This is a genomic window from Planobispora longispora (assembly GCF_016863135.1).
GTDB classification, from domain to species: Bacteria; Actinomycetota; Actinomycetes; order Streptosporangiales; family Streptosporangiaceae; genus Planobispora; species Planobispora longispora.
In genome coordinates, this window is the sequence record NZ_BOOH01000063.1 from 1 (window position 1) to 18,319 (window position 18,319).

13 protein-coding genes are annotated in these 18,319 nt (G+C 70.3%); 9 read left to right on the forward strand and 4 right to left on the reverse strand.

All coding sequences use genetic code 11. The features are described from left to right. Window positions 1-111: 111 nt before the first annotated feature. The 3 genes from Plo01_RS35195 to Plo01_RS35205 all read right to left on the reverse strand — a co-directional run bounded on the left by Plo01_RS35195 (window position 112) and on the right by Plo01_RS35205 (window position 4,180). The gene (locus Plo01_RS35195) at window positions 112-1,578 is read right to left on the reverse strand and encodes a phosphodiester glycosidase family protein (RefSeq protein ID WP_203895102.1); all 1,467 of its coding nucleotides are present in this window, start codon (window positions 1,576-1,578) and stop codon (window positions 112-114) included. Window positions 1,579-1,715: 137 nt separating this feature from the next. Continuing rightward, complete coding sequence (locus Plo01_RS35200) at window positions 1,716-3,341, reverse strand: PucR family transcriptional regulator (protein WP_203895103.1); 1,626 nt, start codon at window positions 3,339-3,341, stop codon at window positions 1,716-1,718. Between the two features lie 56 nt (window positions 3,342-3,397). Beyond that, window positions 3,398-4,180 carry a TetR/AcrR family transcriptional regulator C-terminal domain-containing protein gene (locus Plo01_RS35205; RefSeq protein ID WP_203895104.1) on the reverse strand — a complete coding sequence of 261 codons (783 nt, stop codon included), beginning with the start codon at window positions 4,178-4,180 and terminating at the stop codon, window positions 3,398-3,400. A 55-nt stretch (window positions 4,181-4,235) separates the two neighbouring features. Between Plo01_RS35205 and Plo01_RS35210 the strand changes: the two genes are divergently transcribed. The 9 genes from Plo01_RS35210 to Plo01_RS35250 all read left to right on the forward strand — a co-directional run bounded on the left by Plo01_RS35210 (window position 4,236) and on the right by Plo01_RS35250 (window position 17,744). After that, a complete protein-coding gene (locus Plo01_RS35210) occupies window positions 4,236-5,780 on the forward strand; it encodes an MFS transporter (RefSeq protein WP_203895105.1) in 1,545 nt (514 codons plus the stop codon). Window positions 5,781-5,906: 126 nt separating this feature from the next. Next, window positions 5,907-7,199 carry an aspartate aminotransferase family protein gene (locus Plo01_RS35215; RefSeq protein WP_203895106.1) on the forward strand — a complete coding sequence of 431 codons (1,293 nt, stop codon included), beginning with the start codon at window positions 5,907-5,909 and terminating at the stop codon, window positions 7,197-7,199. Window positions 7,200-7,262: 63 nt separating this feature from the next. Then, on the forward strand, window positions 7,263-8,765 hold the full coding sequence (locus Plo01_RS35220) for a CoA-acylating methylmalonate-semialdehyde dehydrogenase (protein WP_275415452.1): 1,503 nt from the start codon (window positions 7,263-7,265) through the stop codon (window positions 8,763-8,765). A gap of 118 nt (window positions 8,766-8,883) precedes the next feature. Beyond that, window positions 8,884-10,170, forward strand: a complete 1,287-nt coding sequence (locus Plo01_RS35225; RefSeq protein ID WP_203895108.1) for an extracellular solute-binding protein — start codon at window positions 8,884-8,886, stop codon at window positions 10,168-10,170. Between the two features lie 270 nt (window positions 10,171-10,440). Next, complete coding sequence (locus Plo01_RS35230; RefSeq protein WP_239317696.1) at window positions 10,441-11,748, forward strand: saccharopine dehydrogenase family protein; 1,308 nt, start codon at window positions 10,441-10,443, stop codon at window positions 11,746-11,748. 356 nt (window positions 11,749-12,104) lie between these two features. After that, window positions 12,105-13,082, forward strand: coding sequence for an ABC transporter permease (locus Plo01_RS35235; RefSeq protein WP_203895109.1), 978 nt, complete (start codon window positions 12,105-12,107; stop codon window positions 13,080-13,082). After that, on the forward strand, window positions 13,083-13,922 hold the full coding sequence (locus tag Plo01_RS35240; RefSeq protein ID WP_203895110.1) for an ABC transporter permease: 840 nt from the start codon (window positions 13,083-13,085) through the stop codon (window positions 13,920-13,922). Next, on the forward strand, window positions 13,919-16,015 hold the full coding sequence (locus tag Plo01_RS35245; RefSeq protein ID WP_203895111.1) for an ABC transporter ATP-binding protein: 2,097 nt from the start codon (window positions 13,919-13,921) through the stop codon (window positions 16,013-16,015). The genes Plo01_RS35240 and Plo01_RS35245 overlap by 4 nt, the downstream gene beginning before the upstream one ends. A gap of 22 nt (window positions 16,016-16,037) precedes the next feature. After that, complete coding sequence (locus Plo01_RS35250) at window positions 16,038-17,744, forward strand: ABC transporter family substrate-binding protein (RefSeq protein WP_203895112.1); 1,707 nt, start codon at window positions 16,038-16,040, stop codon at window positions 17,742-17,744. Between the two features lie 156 nt (window positions 17,745-17,900). Here Plo01_RS35250 and Plo01_RS35255 read toward each other — a convergent pair whose 3' ends face one another. Then, entirely contained in the window at window positions 17,901-18,146 is a 246-nt protein-coding gene (locus Plo01_RS35255) for a hypothetical protein (protein ID WP_373871755.1), read from the reverse strand. Between the last annotated feature and the right edge of the window lie 173 nt (window positions 18,147-18,319).

An 18,319-nucleotide genomic window follows, 5' to 3' on the forward strand; every position in this document is an offset into this window, starting at 1 on the left:
TCTTTTGAAAGGGGTCGCCCCGTGTGGGGCGGCCCCTTTTTTGTTTTCCGGCATCCCTTCCGGGACGGCCGCCCCTCCGCGACGGGCCGCGGGACCGTCAGGGAATGACCGTCAGGGGGTGATGAACAGGGCGTCGCCGACGGTCCGTTCCCGGCCGTCGGAGGGACGGTTGATGACCTTGTGGCCGACGACCATCGCGGTGGAGCCGCCGCCGTCGAAATTGATGGCCTGCTTGGCGCCGAGCCAGCGCATGAGCTGCGCGGCCTCGACCATCGACGCGCCGACGGAGACGCCGGGGTTGCGGCCGTCGACGGTGACCAGGATCAGCCCGCCGGACCTGGTGACGCCGACCATCGTGCGCGGGTGGCGGCGGAGCATCATGTTGACCGAGGCGTGCCCGTCGGCCCCCGCGGTGATCCGGACGCGGCCGTTCCTGACCAGCCCGACGCCGCCGCCCATCACGTACGTGTCCGGGGTGAGGGGTACGGCCCGCCGCGTCCGCAGGTCGGCGACCCTGGTGTCGAGCTTCATGGTCCAGGTCTCCCAGGCGTGCTCGTAGAGCCACTCGGCCATGGCGCCGGTGCCGTGCAGGACGTAGTGGCCGCGGGGGACGGCGCCCCCGGCGGCGCGGGCCGTGACGATCCTGCCCTGGGCGTCGACCACGATCTCGGTCCCGCCGTCCGCGGCGGTCTTGGCGCCGAACTCCTCGGTGTAGAGGACCAGTTCCTCGGCGCCGGCGGCCCGGTTGACGCCCTTCACCTCGATTCTCGCCCCGTCCGAGGAGATCGCGGTGACCGTGGTCTTCAGCTCGGTGATGCGCGCCTTGCGGCCGGTGATGACCAGCCCGCTGCGGCCGGGAACCCCCTCGCTGAGCAGCTTCCCGCCCACCACCGAGACGCCGACCGGGTCGCCTTGGAGCGCCCTGGCGGTGTGGATGTTGAAGAATCCGCCGTTGACGCCCGCGATGGCCTTGACGCGCTTGGACATGGAGCTGGTGGTCTCACGCTTGGCGACGTTGACTCCCACGCTGGTCTTGTAGGACCCCCGGAACGTCCTCGGGTCCACCATCACCACGCGCATCTCCCACGGGCCGGTGCCCGCGTCCCCGTCGTCGCCGAGGTAGTCGGTCTTGGCCCGGATGCCGGCTTCCTTGAGCTCCTTCACCAGCTTGTCCGCCTTGGCGCGCTGCTTGAACGGCCACAGCCCCATCCGGACCATGTACCGCTCCACGGCCGGGGCGTCCGCCGCGGCGGGCTGTACGATCCGCAGGACGCTGGGGGTGAATCCGGCGGCCTCGACCTCCGCGGCCTTCGCCTGGGCGACGGGCAGGGTGCCGTTGTCGTGCCCGTTGGGCATCAGCACCGACACCGTCCATCCCTGGGTGGACTTGCCGTGCATCACGCTGAAGAGATCGACGCCCCGGGCCACCGTGCGCTGGCTCTTCAGCGGAGCGGCACGCTCGCCGAGCGGGAACGCCGAGCCTGGGAACGGCGGGCTCTCCACGCTCCCCGCCCACGCGGGAAGCGCGGTGGCGGTGAGCGCCATTACCGACAAACCGGCGACAAGACGTCGTGACATATGTGTCTCCCCGTTAATGGTCAAACTTCGGTGAACCATCGTTGCGGGATCCACCTGGCAATGTGGCCGGAATGCGAGAAATAGCGGGAAATGGTATTCCCCCTGGTGCGCCCCCGGGACGCGCCCTCAGCGGGAGGTCAGATGCGGGGGGCGTCCCTGCGGAAGGACTCCAAGGCCAGCAGGGCGACGTGCAGGGACAGGCACGACTCCGCGTCGTCGAGGTCGGTGTCGAGGATGCGCTCCAGCCGGCGGAGCCGGTCGTAGAAGGCGGGTCTGGACAGGTGGGCCTTCTGCGCCGCGACGGCCTTGTTCCGTCCGGCGTCCAGATAGATGCGGAGGATCCGGGCCAGGTCGCCGCCGCGCTGGGCGTCGTGGGCCAGCAGCGGGCCGAGCTCGCGCTCGGCGAAGGTCTGCAGCCGGGCGTCGTCGCGCAGCAGGTGGAGCAGGCCGCGCAGGCGCAGGTCGGGCAGGCGGTAGAAGGGCCGGCCGTCGGGTTGCCGGACGGCGACGTCGGCGACCTGCTCGGCCTCCAGGAAGCTGCGCCGTACGTCGCGGATGGACTCGACCACCGAACCCGCGGCGAGCACGAACGGGATGGCGAACAGCGCGCGCAGGCGTTCGGACAGGGAGGTCAGGGCCGGCTCGGCGAAGGTCCGCGGGGGCAGCGGGAGCAGGACGCCGACGCGGTTCTGGTCGAGGGCCCCGACCAGGGAGGGGAGGCGGGCGTCGCGGCAGGCGGCGGCGGTGGCGTCGGCCAGCTCGCCGAGCCGGGCGAGCTGCTCCTGCCCGTCCGGCGCGCCCTCGGGCGACTCCGCCAGGCGGAGCACCGCGCTGATCAGCTTGCGCCCGGTGAGCGGCACGCCGACCGCGCGGGCGCGGGCCGCGGCCTCGTCGGGGTCGGCGTAGGCGTGGGTGAGGATGCCGGTGATGATCGTGCCGTGGGCCTGGCGCTCCAGCGACTCCTGGTGCCGCTCCAGCAGCCGGCCCAGGGCCAGCGTGGTCGCCGCGCGCTCGGCGAGCACGATGTCGCGGGGGGTGGGCTCCGCGTCGCAGAGCAGGATCAACCGGCCCCAGTCCTGACCCCGGGCGCCGACCACGGTCACCAGCCAGCCGGAGGCGGCGTCGTAGGCGGTGCGCTGCTGGAGCACGACCGCGCGGGAGCGGCTCTCCCAGCTGGCGAGCAGCGTGCCGGTGTCGCGTCCCGCGGTCTCGCAGGCGAGGACCTGATGGGCGAGGTTCTCCAGCAGCACGGGTCGGCCGGAGAGCCGGGCGACCTGGCTGAGCACCTCGGCCGGGGACGCGCCCTCGACCGAGAGCTCGGTGAAGACCTCGTGGAGCTGCTCGGAGGCGCGCAGCTCCTCCAGCTGGCGGTCGATGATCCGGGCGTGGACCGACTCGGTGATCTGCACGAACGGGGTCTCGCGGGCCAGGGTGATCAGCGGCAGGCCGTGCTCCTCGGCGGTGTCGACCACGCACCGGGGGAGCTCCCTGACGAACTTGCGGCCCAGCTCCACGATGAGCCCGGACGCGCCGACCGAGGCCAGTTCGGCGACGTAGGCGGCGAGCTTGTCGTGGTCGTCGGGCAGCGCGATGCCGGTGGTGAGCACCAGCTCACCGCCGCGCAGCAGGTGGGCGATGTCGGTGACCTCGCCGACGTGGACCCAGCGCACACGGGTGTCCAGCCGGTCGGCGCCGGCGACGACGCGGGGATTGCCCCGGCGGACGGTGTCCAGGGCCAGGACGTCGGCGATGGTGGGCAGCACTCACCGAGGATAACCGAGGATATCCATGCAGAGTGTAACTACGCCCACTTGTTGTCTTACATCATGTTTTTGGTTGATTCGTCATGCTCTGCCGTGGACGGGGGTGCGAAACGCTGGTTGTCCTCCTTGCCCGCGGCCAGCCGCACCCGCAGCCCGTCGAGGAGGCAGGTGAGGCCGAAGTCGAAGGCGAGCGCCTGGATGACCTCGGGATCCTGCGCCTGGTGCTCGTCGTAGCGCTTGACGAGTTCCGGGTAGTCGCGGGCGGCCCGGTGCACGGTCTCTTTCATGGCGGCGTCCAGTTCCTCGCCGGTCAGCCCCGAGCGCTCGCGGGCGGCCCGCCAGGCGATCTCGGGCCCGGTCCAGCCGAGGACGAAGGCCAGCACGGTGGAGAGCGTGTAGTCCAGCAGCGGGCCCGTGAAGCCCGCCCGCTCGAAGACCTGCTGCATGCGGGAGGACAGGTTCATCGCCCGGGGGCCGAGGGACGGCCTGCTCCCGATGAGGGAGATCACCCACGGGTGCTCGGAGAGCGTCGTGCGCAGGCCGTACGCGAAGATCGAGACCATGTCCTCCCAGGAGGTCACCGCGGGATCGGGGAGCGGGACCTCGCCGTAGACCTCGTCCATGACGAGCTCCATCAGCTCGTCCTTGTGTGCGATGTGCCAGTAGAGGCTGGTGGCGCCGGAGCCCAGCTTCGCGCCCAGGCGGCGCATGCTCAGCGCGTCCACCCCCTCGGCGTCCAGGATCTCCATGGCCGCGCGGACGATCTGGTCGCGGCTCAGGCCGGGGCTCTTGGCGGGCCGGCTCTCGCGGGTCCACACGGAGGTGAAGGGCTCTTTCACCGTTCAAGCATAAATCCCCTCGCACACTGTTCGACTGTTGTCGTACGCTGTGTGAGTGGAATCGAACACTGTACGATCCGAATCGAACGATGTGCGGGACGAGCGGGACCCCCGGCGCTGGTGGATCCTCGGCGTCCTCTGCCTGAGCCTGCTGGTCCTGGTGGTGGACAACACCGTCCTGAACCTGGCCATCCCGGCCCTGATGACCGACCTGGGCGCCAGCCCTTCGGACATCCAGTGGATCCTCGACGCCTACATCCTGGTCTTCGCGGGTCTGCTGCTCACCTCGGGCAGCCTCTCCGACCGGTACGGCCGCCGCCGCTTCCTGATCATCGGCTTGGCGCTGTTCGGCGGGGCCTCGGCGCTGGCGCTGGTGGTCACCGAGCCCTGGCACCTGATCGCCGTGCGCGCGCTGATGGGCGTCGGCGGCTCCATCCTGATGCCGAGCACCCTGTCCATCCTGATCACCGTCTTCGACGAGAGTGAGCGCCGCAAGGCCATCGCGGCCTGGAGCGCCGTGGCCATGGTCGGTGTGATCGCCGGGCCCACGCTGGGCGGTTTCCTGCTGGAGCACTACTGGTGGGGATCGATCTTCCTGCTCAACGTGCCGGTGGCCGCCGTGGCGATCGTGGCGGCGGTCGCGCTGATGCCCGAGTCGCGCGGCCTGGTCCGGCGGCTCGACCCGCTCGGCGTGGTGCTGTCCATCGTGGGCATGAGCGCGCTGGTCTTCGTGGTGATCTCCACCCCGGCCAAGGGGCTGGGCTCGGCCGAAGTGCTGACCGCGGCGGCGCTGACCGTGCTCGCCCTGGGCGGGTTCGTGCTCTGGGAGCGCCGCTCCGAGCACCCGATGCTCCCGCTGGAGCTCTTCCGCGACCGCAACTTCAGCGGGGCGAGCTTCTCCATCGTGCTGCTGTCGTTCGGCACGGGCGCCCTGCTGCTGATGCTCACCCAGTACCTGCAGTTCGTGCTGGGCTACGACCCCATGAAGGCGGGGCTCGCGCTGCTGCCGTACGCGGTGGCCGCCGCCCTGTTCAACGCGGTCGGCGCGGGCCTGGGGCAGAAGGTGAGCAACCGCGCGCTCATGGCCGCCGGCCTGGGCGTCATGGCGCTCGGCTTCGGCGTGCTCGCCTTCATGACCGCCGAGAGCGGGTACGGCATGCTGATCACCGGCCTGATGGTCATGGGGATCGGCGGCGGCCTCGCGGGCCCGGCGGCCTACGCGACCCTGATGGGCGCGGTCCCGCCGGCGCACGCGGGCGTCGGCTCGGCGCTGAACGACACCGTCCAGCAGGTCGGGATGGCGCTGAGCGTCGCCGCGCTCGGCAGCGTGCTCGCCGGGGTCTACACCTCCTCGATGCCGCAGGACGCGCCCGCCGCCGCCCGCGACTCGATCGCCGGGGCGATCCGGCTCGGCGACCCGGGACTGCTGGAGACCGCCCGCGAGTCGTTCGTCTCGGCCATGTCGTTCGGCTCCTGGGTCGGCGTCATCTTCTGCCTGGCCGCGGCCGTCCTGGCCCTGACGGTGATCCGTCCCCTGCCGAAGCCCGCGGCGGCTCCGGGCGCGGAGCCGGTCGCCGAGACCTCCGGCATTCCGGGCTGATCCGGCGCGGGCCGGGTGACGGGGGACGCGCGGCCACCGCTCCACCTGACAACATGACGGGTTTAATCTTCATGTCCCGACAGGTTGGCGGTAGGAGCGGTGGCCGTGAACCGACATACTCAATGCATGTCGGACCTTCTTGCGCGCCACCGGGCGGTCATGCCCAACTGGGTGGCCCTTTACTACAACGAGCCCATCGAGATCGTCAGCGGCAAGGGCAACCGGGTCGTCGACGCGTCGGGCAAGAGCTACCTGGACTTCTTCGCGGGCATCCTGACCAACATGATCGGGTATGACGTGCCCGAGGTCCGCGAGGCCGTCGAGCGGCAGATCGCCACCGGCGTCGTGCACACCTCCACCGTCTACCTCCTGCGCGGCCAGATCGAGCTGGCCGAGAAGATCGCCAAGCTCTCCGGGATCGAGAACGCGAAGGTCTTCTTCACCAACTCCGGCACCGAGGCCAACGAGACGGCCCTGCTGCTGGCGACCTACGCGCGCAAGTCCGACCAGGTGCTGGCCATGCGGCAGAGCTACCACGGCCGCAGCTTCGGCGCGCTCGGCGTGACCAGCAACCGCTCCTGGAAGAACAACTCGCTCTCGCCGCTGAACGTGCACTTCCTGCACGGAGCCGACCGGCACCTCACCCAGTTCCGCGGCCTGTCGGACGCCGACTACGTCAAGGTCTGCGTCGAGGACCTGCGCCACGTGCTGTCCACCGCGGTCGGCGGCGACGTCGCCGCGCTGATCGCCGAGCCGATCCAGGGCGTGGGCGGGTTCACCATGGCTCCCGACGGCCTGTTCGCCGCCTACAAGGAGGTCCTCGACGAGCAGGGCATCCTGTTCATCTCGGACGAGGTGCAGACCGGCTGGGGCCGTACCGGCTCGGCCTTCTTCGGCATCCAGAACCACGGCGTCACGCCGGACATGATGACCTTCGCCAAGGGGATCGGCAACGGCTTCGCGGTCGGCGGCGTCGTGGCCCGGGGCGACCTGATGGACGGCCTGCACGCCACCGGCCTGGCGACCTTCGGCGGCAACCCGATCTCCATGGCCGCGGCCAACGCCACCCTCGACTACGTCCTCGACCACGACCTCCAGGCCAACGCCGCCCGGACCGGCGCGCTGATCATCGACGGGCTCCGCGAGGCCGCCGCGCGCCTGCCGATAGTCGGCGACGTGCGCGGCAAGGGCCTGATGTTCGCCGTCGAGCTGGTCGACCCCGCCACCGGCGCGCCCTCCCCGGCGCTCGCGGCCCGGTTCATGGAGGAGACGAAGAAGGCCGGCCTGCTGGCGGGCAAGGGCGGCCTGCACGGCAACGTGCTGCGCATGGCGCCGCCGCTCACGCTGACGACGGAGGAAGCCGCCGAGGGCCTCGGCATCATCGTCAACGCGCTCGAAGTCATCAACGCAGAGATCTAGACAGAGGTCGTCGCGCCGCGGGGAGCGACCCGGGCGCACCGGACAACCTCTTAGGAGCACAGGATCGTGAAGAACGTCACCCACTGGATCAACGGGACCCCCGTCGAGGGCGAGGGCCGCACCTCCGAGATCTTCAACCCGGCGACGGGGGAGGTCAGCGGGAGGGTCCACCTGGCCTCGGCCGCGGAGGTGGACGCGGCGGTGGCCGCCGCCGCGGCCGCCTGGCCCGCCTGGCGGGACGCCTCGCTGGTCAAGCGGGCGCAGGTGCTGTTCCGCTTCCGCGAGCTGATGTACGCCCACCGCGACGAGCTCGCCGCGCTGATCAGCTCCGAGCACGGCAAGGTCCACTCCGACGCGCTCGGCGAGGTCGCCCGCGGGCTGGAGGTCGTGGAGTTCGCCTGCGGCATCCCGCACCTGCTCAAGGGCGGCTTCTCCGAGGGCGTCTCCACCCGGGTCGACTCCTACTCGATCCGCCAGCCGCTCGGCGTGGTGGCCGGGATCACCCCGTTCAACTTCCCGGCCATGGTGCCGATGTGGATGTTCCCCATCGCCGTCGCCTGCGGCAACGCGTTCGTGCTCAAGCCGTCCGAGCGGGACCCGTCGGCGTCGCTGCTGATGGCCCGGCTCTGGAAGGAGGCGGGGCTGCCCGACGGGATCTTCACCGTCGTCCAGGGCGACAAGGAGGCCGTGGACCGGCTGCTGGAGCACCCGGACGTCAAGGCGGTCTCCTTCGTCGGCTCGACCCCCATCGCCAAGTACGTCTACGAGACCGGCACCTCCCACGGCAAGCGGGTCCAGGCGCTCGGCGGGGCCAAGAACCACATGCTGGTCCTGCCCGACGCCGACCTCGACCTCGTCGCGGACTCCGCCGTCTCGGCGGGCTTCGGCTCGGCGGGGGAGCGCTGCATGGCGATCTCCGTCGTGCTGGCGGTGGACCCGGTCGGCGACGAGCTCGTCAGGAAGATCGTCGAGCGGGTGGAGCGGCTGGTCGTCGGCCCCGGCGACGACCCGAAGTCCGAGATGGGCCCGCTGGTCACCCAGGTCCACCGGGACAAGGTCGCCTCCTACCTCGACCTCGACGAGGGCTTCGAGATCGTGGTGGACGGCCGCAAGACCCAGGTCCTGGGCGGCGCCGCGGCGGAGGAGACCCCCGGATTCTGGCTCGGCCCCACCGTGCTCGACCACGTCCGGCCGGGCTCCCGGGTGCACACCGAGGAGATCTTCGGCCCGGTCCTGTCGATCGTGCGGGTCTCCTCCTACGAGGAGGGCCTGGAGCTGATCAACGGCGGCGAGTACGGCAACGGCACGGCCGTCTTCACCAACGACGGCGGCGCCGCCCGGCGCTTCCAGAACGAGGTGGAGGTCGGCATGGTCGGCATCAACGTGCCGATCCCGGTGCCGATGGCGTTCTACAGCTTCGGCGGCTGGAAGGCCTCCCTCTTCGGGGACACCCACGTCCACGGGACCGAGGGCGTGCACTTCTACACCCGCGGCAAGGTCGTCACCTCGCGCTGGCTCGACCCGAGCCACGGCGGCGTCAACCTGGGGTTCCCCACGAACAGGTGACCCGGGCGCGGCCCCGCCCGTCCGGGTCGAGCCCGGGTATGCCGCAGGTCATCCGGAGGTATCCTCCGGGCCGGTAGGCTCCCAGGAGAACCGGACGGCGGGGTCGTGAGGGGGTTTCGTGGGCAGGGACAGGCTTCGCCGTACCCGCCTGGCGGCGGTGGCCGGGGCGGGAGTCCTGGCGCTCGCGGCCTGCGCGACGGGGGTCGACGGCGCCCGGCTCGCGGCCGGGCCCGGGAACGCCCGGCCGATCGCGGCCGCGTCCCCGGTCGCGGACCCGTCCGGCACGGTCTCGCCCACCCCCGCTCCGTCCGGTTCGGCCTCGCCCACCCCGGCCCCCTCCACCGCGGCCGGCAGCCCGAGCCCCACGCCCTCGGCGTCCATCGGCGCGTCCGAGGGCGCCCTGCGGGTGCTCACCTTCCAGGGCCACGTCGAGTACGGCGGGACGAGCTCGGAGGCCGACTGGGTGGCGTCGTTCGAGCAGGAGAGCGGCTGCCGGGTCGCCACGCTCGACCGGGTCCGGACGAGCGCGGAGATGGCGGACAAGCTCGGCGCCGGCGTCTACGACGTCGTCTCGCCCTCCCCCGACCTGGCCGGGGCGCTGATCGCGGAGGGCGGCGCGTCCCCGCTCGACACCGCTCTCGTCGAGGGCTACGACGACATCCCCGCCCGGCTGCGCGAGCTGCCCGCCCTGCGATCGGGGGAGAAGGTCTACGGCATCCCCTACCTGTGGGGGGTCAACCTGGTCCTGCACGGCGAGGGCCGCCACGACGGCCCCCGGGCCCTCTACGCGGACGGCCCCGCCGCGATCAGGGACACCCCGCTGAGCATCGCCGACGCCGCGCTCGTGCTCAAGGAGACGGAGCCCGCCCTCGGGATCGACGACCCGTTCCAGCTCACCCCCGACCAGCTCGGCGCGGCGGAGAAGCTGCTGGCCGAGAAGGACGGCGCCGACCGGGTCTACTGGCGGGACCCGATCGAGCTGATCCGCGCCGTCGCGGGCGGATCGGTGCGGCTGGCGCAGGCGTGGCCGTACCACGCCGACCTCTTCAAGCGTGCGGACAGCCCGGTCCGGGCCTTCGGCGACGCGCCGATGACCGGGTGGGCCGACTCCTGGATGATCACAGCCAGGCCGGCCAGCCCGAACTGCGCCTACCGGTGGCTGAACTGGGTCACCTCGCCCGCGGTGCAGCAGGAGGCCGCGGCCTGGACGGGACTGGCCCCGGCCAACCCCGCGGCGTGCACCGGCCAGGCCCGCCCGATCTGCGACCTCCACCACGTCGGGGACGAGATCTGGTCGAAGCGCGTTTTCTTCGCCGCCCGCCCGTCACGGGATTGCGGCGGCCTGGACGGGGAATGCACTGACTACACCGACTGGGTGAACCGCTGGCGCAAGCTGGTGAGCTGACCCGGCCGGGGTTCGATCGAGCTGCGGGCGCGTCCGTCCCCCCGCTGGGCGCGGCCTGCCAGGGGCGCTCCGGGCGCTCCCCCGACCCCGGAGCGCCCCGCCCGCACGCCCGCGTGTGAGCCGCCTGCCTGCCCACGAGCCGCCTCCGCGTGCCATTTCCCCCTGTATCGCCACGGTTTCCGTGGCCCGCGTCCCCGCAAGCGATGGATTCGGTAGAAAATCATGGTCGCGCTATTGGCTGGTCAGTCAGTCAGTGGATAGAGTCCCGCCATGAGAATCCTTCTTGTGGGAGCCGGCGGCGTCGGCTCCGCCGTCGTTCCGATCGCCGCCCGCCGAAATTTCTTCGAACACATCGTGGTGGCGGACTCTAAACAGAGCCGGGCCGCCGACGTGGTGGCCGCGATCGGGGACCCGCGCTTCAGCGCCATCGCGCTGGACGCCTCCGACCAGGCCGCCGTGGAGGCCGCCCTCGCCGAGCACCGCTGTGACGTGCTCTTCAACGCCGTCGACCCGCGCTTCACCATGCCGCTGTTCCGGGCCGCCCTGAACGCCGGCGCGCACTATCTGGACATGGCGATGTCCCTGTCGCGGCCCCACCCGCAGCGGCCGTACGAGCTGACCCATGTCAAGCTGGGCGACGAGCAGTTCGCCATGGACGGCGCGTGGCGCGACTCCGGCCGGCTGGCCCTGGTGGGCATGGGCGTGGAGCCGGGCCTGGCCGACGTGTTCGCCCGCTACGCCGCCGACCACCTGTTCTCGGAGATCGAGGAGCTCGGTGTCCGCGACGGATCGAACCTGGTGGTGGAGGGCTACGACTTCGCGCCGACCTTCTCCATCTGGACGACCATCGAGGAGTGCCTCAACCCGCCGGTCGTCTGGGAGGACGGGGCCTGGCACACCACCGAGCCGTTCAGCGAGCCGGAGGTGTTCGACTTCCCCGAGGGCATCGGCCCGGTCGAGTGCGTGAACGTCGAGCACGAGGAGGTCCTGCTCGTCCCGCGCTGGATCGACGCCAAGCGGGTGACGTTCAAGTACGGCCTGGGCCAGGAGTTCATCGGCGTCCTGAAGACCCTGCGCAAGCTCGGCCTGGACAGCGCGGACAAGATCCGGGTCGGCGGGGTCGAGGCCGCGCCGCGCGACGTGGTCGCGGCCCGGCTGCCCGATCCGGCCACGCTCGGTGACCGGATGCGCGGCAAGACCTGTGCCGGGACGTGGGTGAAGGGCGCCGGCAAGGACGGCGCGCCGCGCGAGGTGTACCTGTACCACGTGGTCGACAACGAATGGTCCATGCGCGAGTACGGCTGCCAGGCCGTGGTCTGGCAGACGGCCGTGCACCCCGTGGTCGCGCTGGAGCTGCTGGCCACCGGCGTCTGGAAGGACGCCGGCGTGCTGGGGCCGGAGGCGTTCGACGCGGTGCCGTTCCTGGACCTGCTGAACGAGTACGGCTCCCCGTGGGGCATGCGCGAGGAGACTCCCGGGACCGGCAGGGCCCGGCAGGAGGCGGGAGCGCGCGAGGCCGAGCAGGCCGACAGGGACCGTGAGGTGGCGCAGCGGCGCGAGGTGCTCCTCTCGGCCTGATTTCGTCGGCCGATCCCCATACCGATCTTCTCGCTGCTCACCGAGGGCGGCGGCCGGGTTGTCCCGGCCGCCGCCCTCCGGCGTACAGGGACAACCGATGTTTACGGTGATGTCGATCAGGTGCCGAAGGTCACATCGTGCGGAAGGCCCGTTGTGTTACAGAATCCGGACACTGTTACGCCTGATCGTTACATGGCGCGTCCTATCTTTGCCTTGGCCGCAGGTATCGTTTCCAACATCCCGCATAAAACGTAAAAAGCGGGATCAATCGTGCGTTTCATGGGGTTTTGACGTGCCCGGATAGCGGGCCACTCACGTCGCCCCGCACGCTCTCGGCGATACACGAGGGGAGGATGATGGGCGCCTACCTGCTGAAGCGGCTGGTCAGCAATGTCCTGCTGGTGGCGATCGCCGCGAGCATGGCCTACTTCCTCGCCGCGACCAGCCTCAACCCGCGCGCCAAGTACGAAGGCCGACCGACCAAGGTGGCGGAGTCGGTCATCGACGCGACGCTGGACGACTACAACCTCAACGACAAGACGCCCGTCTTCGAGCGGTACGTCACCTGGGCCTCCGGGGTCGTCACGGGCGACCTGGGCAAGACCTGGGACGGCAAGTCCATCAACGACGAGATGGGCCGCCGCATCGGTGTCAGCCTGCGACTGCTGCTCGTCGGAACGCTCGTCGGCTGCGTCGTCGGCGTCACCGTCGGCGCCTACGCCGCGGTCAAGCAGTACCGGCTCAGCGACCGGGTGATCGGGGTGAGCGCCTTCGTCATCATGGCGGTCCCCGTCTTCGTCCTCGCGACGATGCTGACCCTGGTCGCGGTGGGGATCAACGACACCCTCGGGTTCACGCTCCTGGAGTACACCGGCGAGTACAACCCGGCGCTGAGCGGCTGGGACCAGTTCACCAACCGGCTCAACCACCTGATCCTGCCGACGATCTCCCTCGCCCTCGGGCAGATCGCCTTCTACAGCCGGATCCAGCGGAACATGATGCTCGACGTGCTGGGCCAGGACTTCGTCCGGACCGCCCGGGCCAAGGGGCTCAGCCGCCGGGCCGCGCTGTTCAAGCACGCGCTGCGGACCTCGCTGGTCCCGGCCGCGACCTACTTCGCCTTCGCGTTCGGCACGCTGCTGACCGGCGCGACCTTCACCGAGAAGATCTTCGGCTGGCACGGCATGGGCGCCTGGCTGGTCGACTCGATCCACACCCACGACACCAACGCGGTCGCCGCGGTGAGCCTGTTCGCCGCCGTCTGCGTCCTGGTGGCCGGGTTCCTCTCGGACCTGATCGTGGCGGCCCTCGACCCCCGGGTGCGGGTGAGCTAGATGCGTTCCAAGGTCACTCTCGCCCGCCTGGTGCGGAACCCCCAGGCCCGCTACGGCCTGCTCGCGCTGGTCCTGCTCCTGGCGCTGGCCTACCTCGGCCCGTTCTTCGGTCCCTATGACTGGACCGAGAAGGACTTCATGGCCTTCCTCTCTCCGCCCTCGGCCGATCACTGGTGGGGCACCACCCAGATCGGCCAGGACGTCTACGCGATCACGCTGCGCGGCATGCAGAAGTCGATCGTCATCGGCTTCCTCGTCGCCCTGGTCTCCACCGGCCTGGCCGCCCTGGTCGGCGCCGCCGCCGGCTACTTCGGCGGCTGGGCGGACAAGGCCCTGATGTGGGGGGCGGACCTGCTGCTCGTACTGCCCAGCTTCCTGATCATCGCGATCATCTCGCCGAGGCTCAAGGGCGGCTCCTGGCTCTGGTTCGTGCTCCTGCTCGCGCTCTTCTCCTGGATGATCACCTCCCGGGTGGTCCGGAGCATGACCCTCTCGCTGCGGGAACGTGAATTCGTGCTGGCGGCCCGGTACATGGGCATCCCCGCCTGGAAGATCATCCTCCGGCACATCGTGCCGAACCTCTCCTCGCTGCTGATCATCGACGCCACCATCAACGTCAGCGGCGCGATCATCGGCGAGGCCGCCCTCTCGTTCTTCGGGTTCGGCATCCAGCCGCCCGACGTCTCGCTGGGCACGCTGATCGCCGCGGGAAGCGACAAGGTCACGGGCTATCCCTGGCTGTTCCTCTTCCCGGCCGGCCTGCTCGTGCTGCTGGTGCTCAGCGTCAACCTCATCGGCGACGGCCTGCGCGACGCGCTCGACCCGGGGAGCAACAAGTGAACGAGCCGACCACCGGGCGCGACGCGCCCATCCTCGAGGTGAACGACCTCAACGTCACCTTCCGCGGCGGCATCAAGGCCGTGCGCGGCGTGAGCTACCGGCTCGACCGGGGTGAGGTCCTCGGCATCGTCGGCGAGTCCGGCTCCGGCAAGTCCGTCACCTCGCTCGCGGTGATGGGCCTGCTCCCCGAGGGCACCGAGATCAGCGGCTCGGTCAAGCTCCACGGCAAGGAGCTGATCGGCGCGCGGGAAGAGGAGCTCACCCGGCTCCGCGGCAAGAGCGTCAGCATGATCTTCCAGGACCCGCTCTCCGCCTTCACCCCCGTCTACACCATCGGCGACCAGATCGCCGAGGCCGTGCGGATCCACCAGAAGGTCGGCAAGGACCAGGCCGCCAAGCGGGCGGTCGAGCTGCTGGACCTGGTCGGCATCCCGCGTCCGGACCTGCGGGCCAAGGCGTTCCCGCACGAGTTCTCCGGCGGCATGCGCCAGCGCGCGATGATCGCCATGGCCGTCGCCAACGACCCCGACGTGCTGATCTGCGACGAGCCGACCACCGCGCTCGACGTCACCATCCAGGCCCAGGTCCTGGAGGTGCTCAAGACCGCGCAGCGGGAGACCGGCGCCGGGATCGTGATGATCACCCATGACCTGGGCGTCGTCGCGGGCCTGGCCGACCGGGTGCTGGTGATGTACGCCGGCCGGCCCGTCGAGACGGGCGCCGTGGACGAGATCTACTACCGCCCGCGGCAGCCGTACACGATGGGCCTGCTCGCCTCGATCCCGCGCATGGACCGCCCGACCGAGCGGCTGATCCCGATCGAGGGCAACCCGCCCTCGCCGGCGGCGCTCCCGCCGGGCTGCCCGTTCGCGCCGCGCTGCCCGCTCAAGGTGGAGGCGTGCGACGACGTCGAGCCCGAGCTGGAGCGGATCGGCCCCGGCGGTCGCATGTCGGCCTGCATCCGCTCGCACGAGATCGACCTCAAGGGCCTGGACGGCGCGACCGTCTACCCCGTGCCGGAGGCTCCGGCCGATCCGGGCGAGCGCACGCCGCGTGCCGAGCGGGAGACCGTGCTGAAGGCGGACGACCTGGTCCGGCACTACCCGCTCATGAAGGGCGCGGTCTTCAAGCGCCAGGTCGGCACCGTGTACGCGGTGGACGGCATCAGCTTCGACATCGCCCAGGGCGAGACGCTCGCCCTGGTCGGCGAGTCGGGCTGCGGCAAGACCACCACGCTCCAGCAGATCATGCAGCTGCAGGCGCCGGAGGGCGGCACGGTCGTGGTGCTCGGCAAGGACAGCGCGAAGCTGGGCAAGGCCGAGCGCAAGGCACTCCGCAGGGACCTGCAGATCGTCTTCCAGGACCCGATGGCCGCGCTCGATCCGCGCATGCCGGTCGGCGACATCCTCGCCGAGCCGCTGCGCGCGCACGGGTACAAGGACGCCAAGGCCATCAGGACCAGGATCGACGAGCTGCTCACCCTGGTCGGCCTGGCCCCCGAGCACGCCGAGCGCTACCCGCAGCACTTCTCCGGCGGTCAGCGCCAGCGCATCGGCATCGCCCGCGCCCTGGCGCTGGAGCCGAAGCTGATCGTGCTGGACGAGCCGGTCTCGGCCCTGGACGTGTCCATCCAGGCGGGTGTGATCAACCTGCTGGAGGACCTCAAGGTCAGGCTGGGCCTGTCCTACCTGTTCGTCGCGCACGACCTGTCGGTGGTCCGGCACCTCGCCGACCGGGTCGCGGTCATGTATCTCGGCAAGATCGCCGAGATCGGCGCGGTGGACGAGGTGTACGGCGCGCCCGCGCACCCCTACACGCGGGCGCTGCTGTCGGCGATCCCGCTCCCCGATCCCGAGCTGGAGCGTTCCCGGACGCGCATCCTGCTCGAGGGCGACCTGCCCAGCCCGGCGGACCCCCCGTCGGGGTGCCGCTTCCGCACCCGCTGCCCCAAGCGCGCCCTGCTGGACGAGGCGGAGGCACGCAAGTGCGCGGAGGTGGAGCCCACCGTCGTACGGCTCGCGCCCGCCGGAGACCACGGCGCCGCCTGCCACTACCCCGAGAACACCGAGGCCGTCGCGGCCCCGGGTGTGTGAAATCCCTGTGTTGGAGGAACACGTGAAGGTTGGCTACAAGGCCGCCGCCGGAGCCGCGCTCCTGGCCATGGCCCTCACCGCCTGCGGCGGCGGCGCCGCCGACAAGCCCAAGGCCGCCTCGACCGAGGCCGCCAAGGAGGCCGCGGCGCAGCTCCCGGGCAGCACCATCAACCCCGTCCCCTACGAGCAGGTCGCCGACGGCGGCACCGTGACCCTGGCGCTCAGCTCGTGGCAGGCCAACTGGAACTACAACCAGGTCAACGGCACCCACGACAACACCGACAACGTCATGGAAGCCGTCATGCCGAGCGCCTTCCTCTCCGACGACAAGGCCGACGTCAACAACCACCCGGACTACGTGACCGAGTGGAACATGGAGATCAAGGACGGCGTCCAGGTCGTCACCTACAAGATCCACGAGAAGGCCGCCTGGTCGGACGGGACGCCGATCACCTACAAGGACTTCCAGGCGCAGTGGAAGGCCCTGAACGGCTCCGACAAGAAGTACCAGGTCTCCTCGACCGACGGCTACGACCGGGTCAAGTCGGTGGAGAAGGGCGCCACCGACAAGGACGTCGTGGTGACCTTCGAGAAGAACTACCCGGACTGGAAGGGCATGTTCTCGCCCCTCTACCCGGCCTCCACCAACGAAGACCCCGAGGTCTTCAACAAGGGCTGGGTCGGCAAGATCCCGGTCACCGCGGGCCCGTTCAAGGTCGAGAAGCTCGACGAGACCACCAAGACCGTCACCCTGGTCCGTGACGACAACTGGTGGGGCCGCAAGGCCAAGCTCGACAAGGTGCTCTTCCGCGCCATCGAGGACGGCGCGACGATGAACGCCTTCGCCAACGGCGAGATCGACGCCTTCGAGATCCCGGCCAACGCCTCCGACCTCAAGCGGGCCAAGGAGGTGCCGAACGTCGACATCCGCAAGGCGGCGGCCCCGAACTGGCGTCACTTCACCGTCAACGGCTCGGCCGAGCTGCTGAAGGACAAGTCGGTCCGGCAGGCCATCTCCATGGGCATCAACCGCGAGACGATCGCCGCGTCCGACCTCAAGGACATGGACTGGCCGATCCAGACGCTCAACAACCACCTGTACATGAACACCCACAAAGGTTACGTGGACAACTCCGGCGAGGTCGGCAAGTACAACCCGGAGAAGGCCAAGCAGCTGCTGGAGGCCGCGGGCTGGAAGCAGGAGGGCGAGTACCGCAAGAAGGACGGCAAGGAGTTCGCCATCCGCTTCACCTACCCGTCCTCGATCGCCGTCGCCAAGCAGGAGGGTGAGCTCACCCAGGCGATGCTGAAGGAGATCGGCGTCAAGGTCAACGTCGAGCCGGTCCCGGACGACAAGTTCTTCGACGACTACGTCATCCCCGGCAACTTCGACATCGCGCCGTTCTCCTGGCTGGGCACGCCGTTCCCGAACGGCGCCCTGCCGCAGATCTACAAGACGCCGGAGAGCGCCGAGAACTACGGCAGCAACTTCCCGCGCGTCGGCACCCCCGAGCTGGACGCCCTGATCGAGCAGGCGGCCGGCGAGATGGACCCGCAGAAGGCCATCGACCTGGGCAACCAGGCCGACAAGCTGATCTGGGACCTGGTCCACACCCTCCCGATGTACCAGCGTCCGAGCATCTACGCGACCAAGAAGAACCTGGCCAACTACGGCGCCTTCGGCTACGCCGACCCGAAGGACTGGACCGCTGTCGGTTTCACCAAGTAGTCCGCCAGGCGAACCCGGGTGAGCCCGACCCGCTCACCCCGCGTGCCCTTCCCCGATCCGGCGGGGGAGGGCACGTCCCTTTTCCCGTTTCCCGGCCTCTCAGGAGTTCCCGGCCTCACAGGAGTTCCCGGACCTTCAGGAGGCTCCCGGCCTTCTTCAGGAGAAGGCCACCCTGAAGGGGAGCGGGTAGACGTTCCCCACCGGCTCGGGAGTCAGCGCGGCGGCGCACTCCGGGCAGGCGAACAGGGCCGCGCCGTTGGGCAGCCGGCCGATCCTGGCCCTCGGGCGGGGCCACTTCTTGTGGCAGGCCACGCAGGCGTCACCGTCACACTGGGCGGGGGTCAGGCCTTCGGGATCGAACGTCACCATGGTCCGTACCGTTCTGGTCGGCCTCCAGTCCACCACGCCTCCTGTCCTGACCGCTCAGCCACCTGTCGGAACCGTTATAACGCCAGCACCTTCGGTGATCGCTTTGCTGGAGGCCAAGTGAGGGTTAAATCGCCCCCAGCGTGCGATTCGCGCAATGACAAAAGGGGCACCAGGCATCAAGCCGGGTGCCCCTTCTGCTCGGAGAC

Bases quoted from the DNA above. Each gene is read 5' to 3' on its own strand.
- Plo01_RS35195 (WP_203895102.1), bottom strand. From the start codon at position 1,578: ATGTCACGACGTCTTGTCGCCGGTTTGTCGGTAATGGCGCTCACCGCC.
- Plo01_RS35215 (WP_203895106.1), top strand. From the start codon at position 5,907: ATGTCGGACCTTCTTGCGCGCCACCGGGCGGTCATGCCCAACTGGGTG.
- Plo01_RS35230 (WP_239317696.1), top strand. From the start codon at position 10,441: ATGAGAATCCTTCTTGTGGGAGCCGGCGGCGTCGGCTCCGCCGTCGTT.
- Plo01_RS35235 (WP_203895109.1), top strand. From the start codon at position 12,105: ATGGGCGCCTACCTGCTGAAGCGGCTGGTCAGCAATGTCCTGCTGGTG.
- Plo01_RS35240 (WP_203895110.1), top strand. From the start codon at position 13,083: ATGCGTTCCAAGGTCACTCTCGCCCGCCTGGTGCGGAACCCCCAGGCC.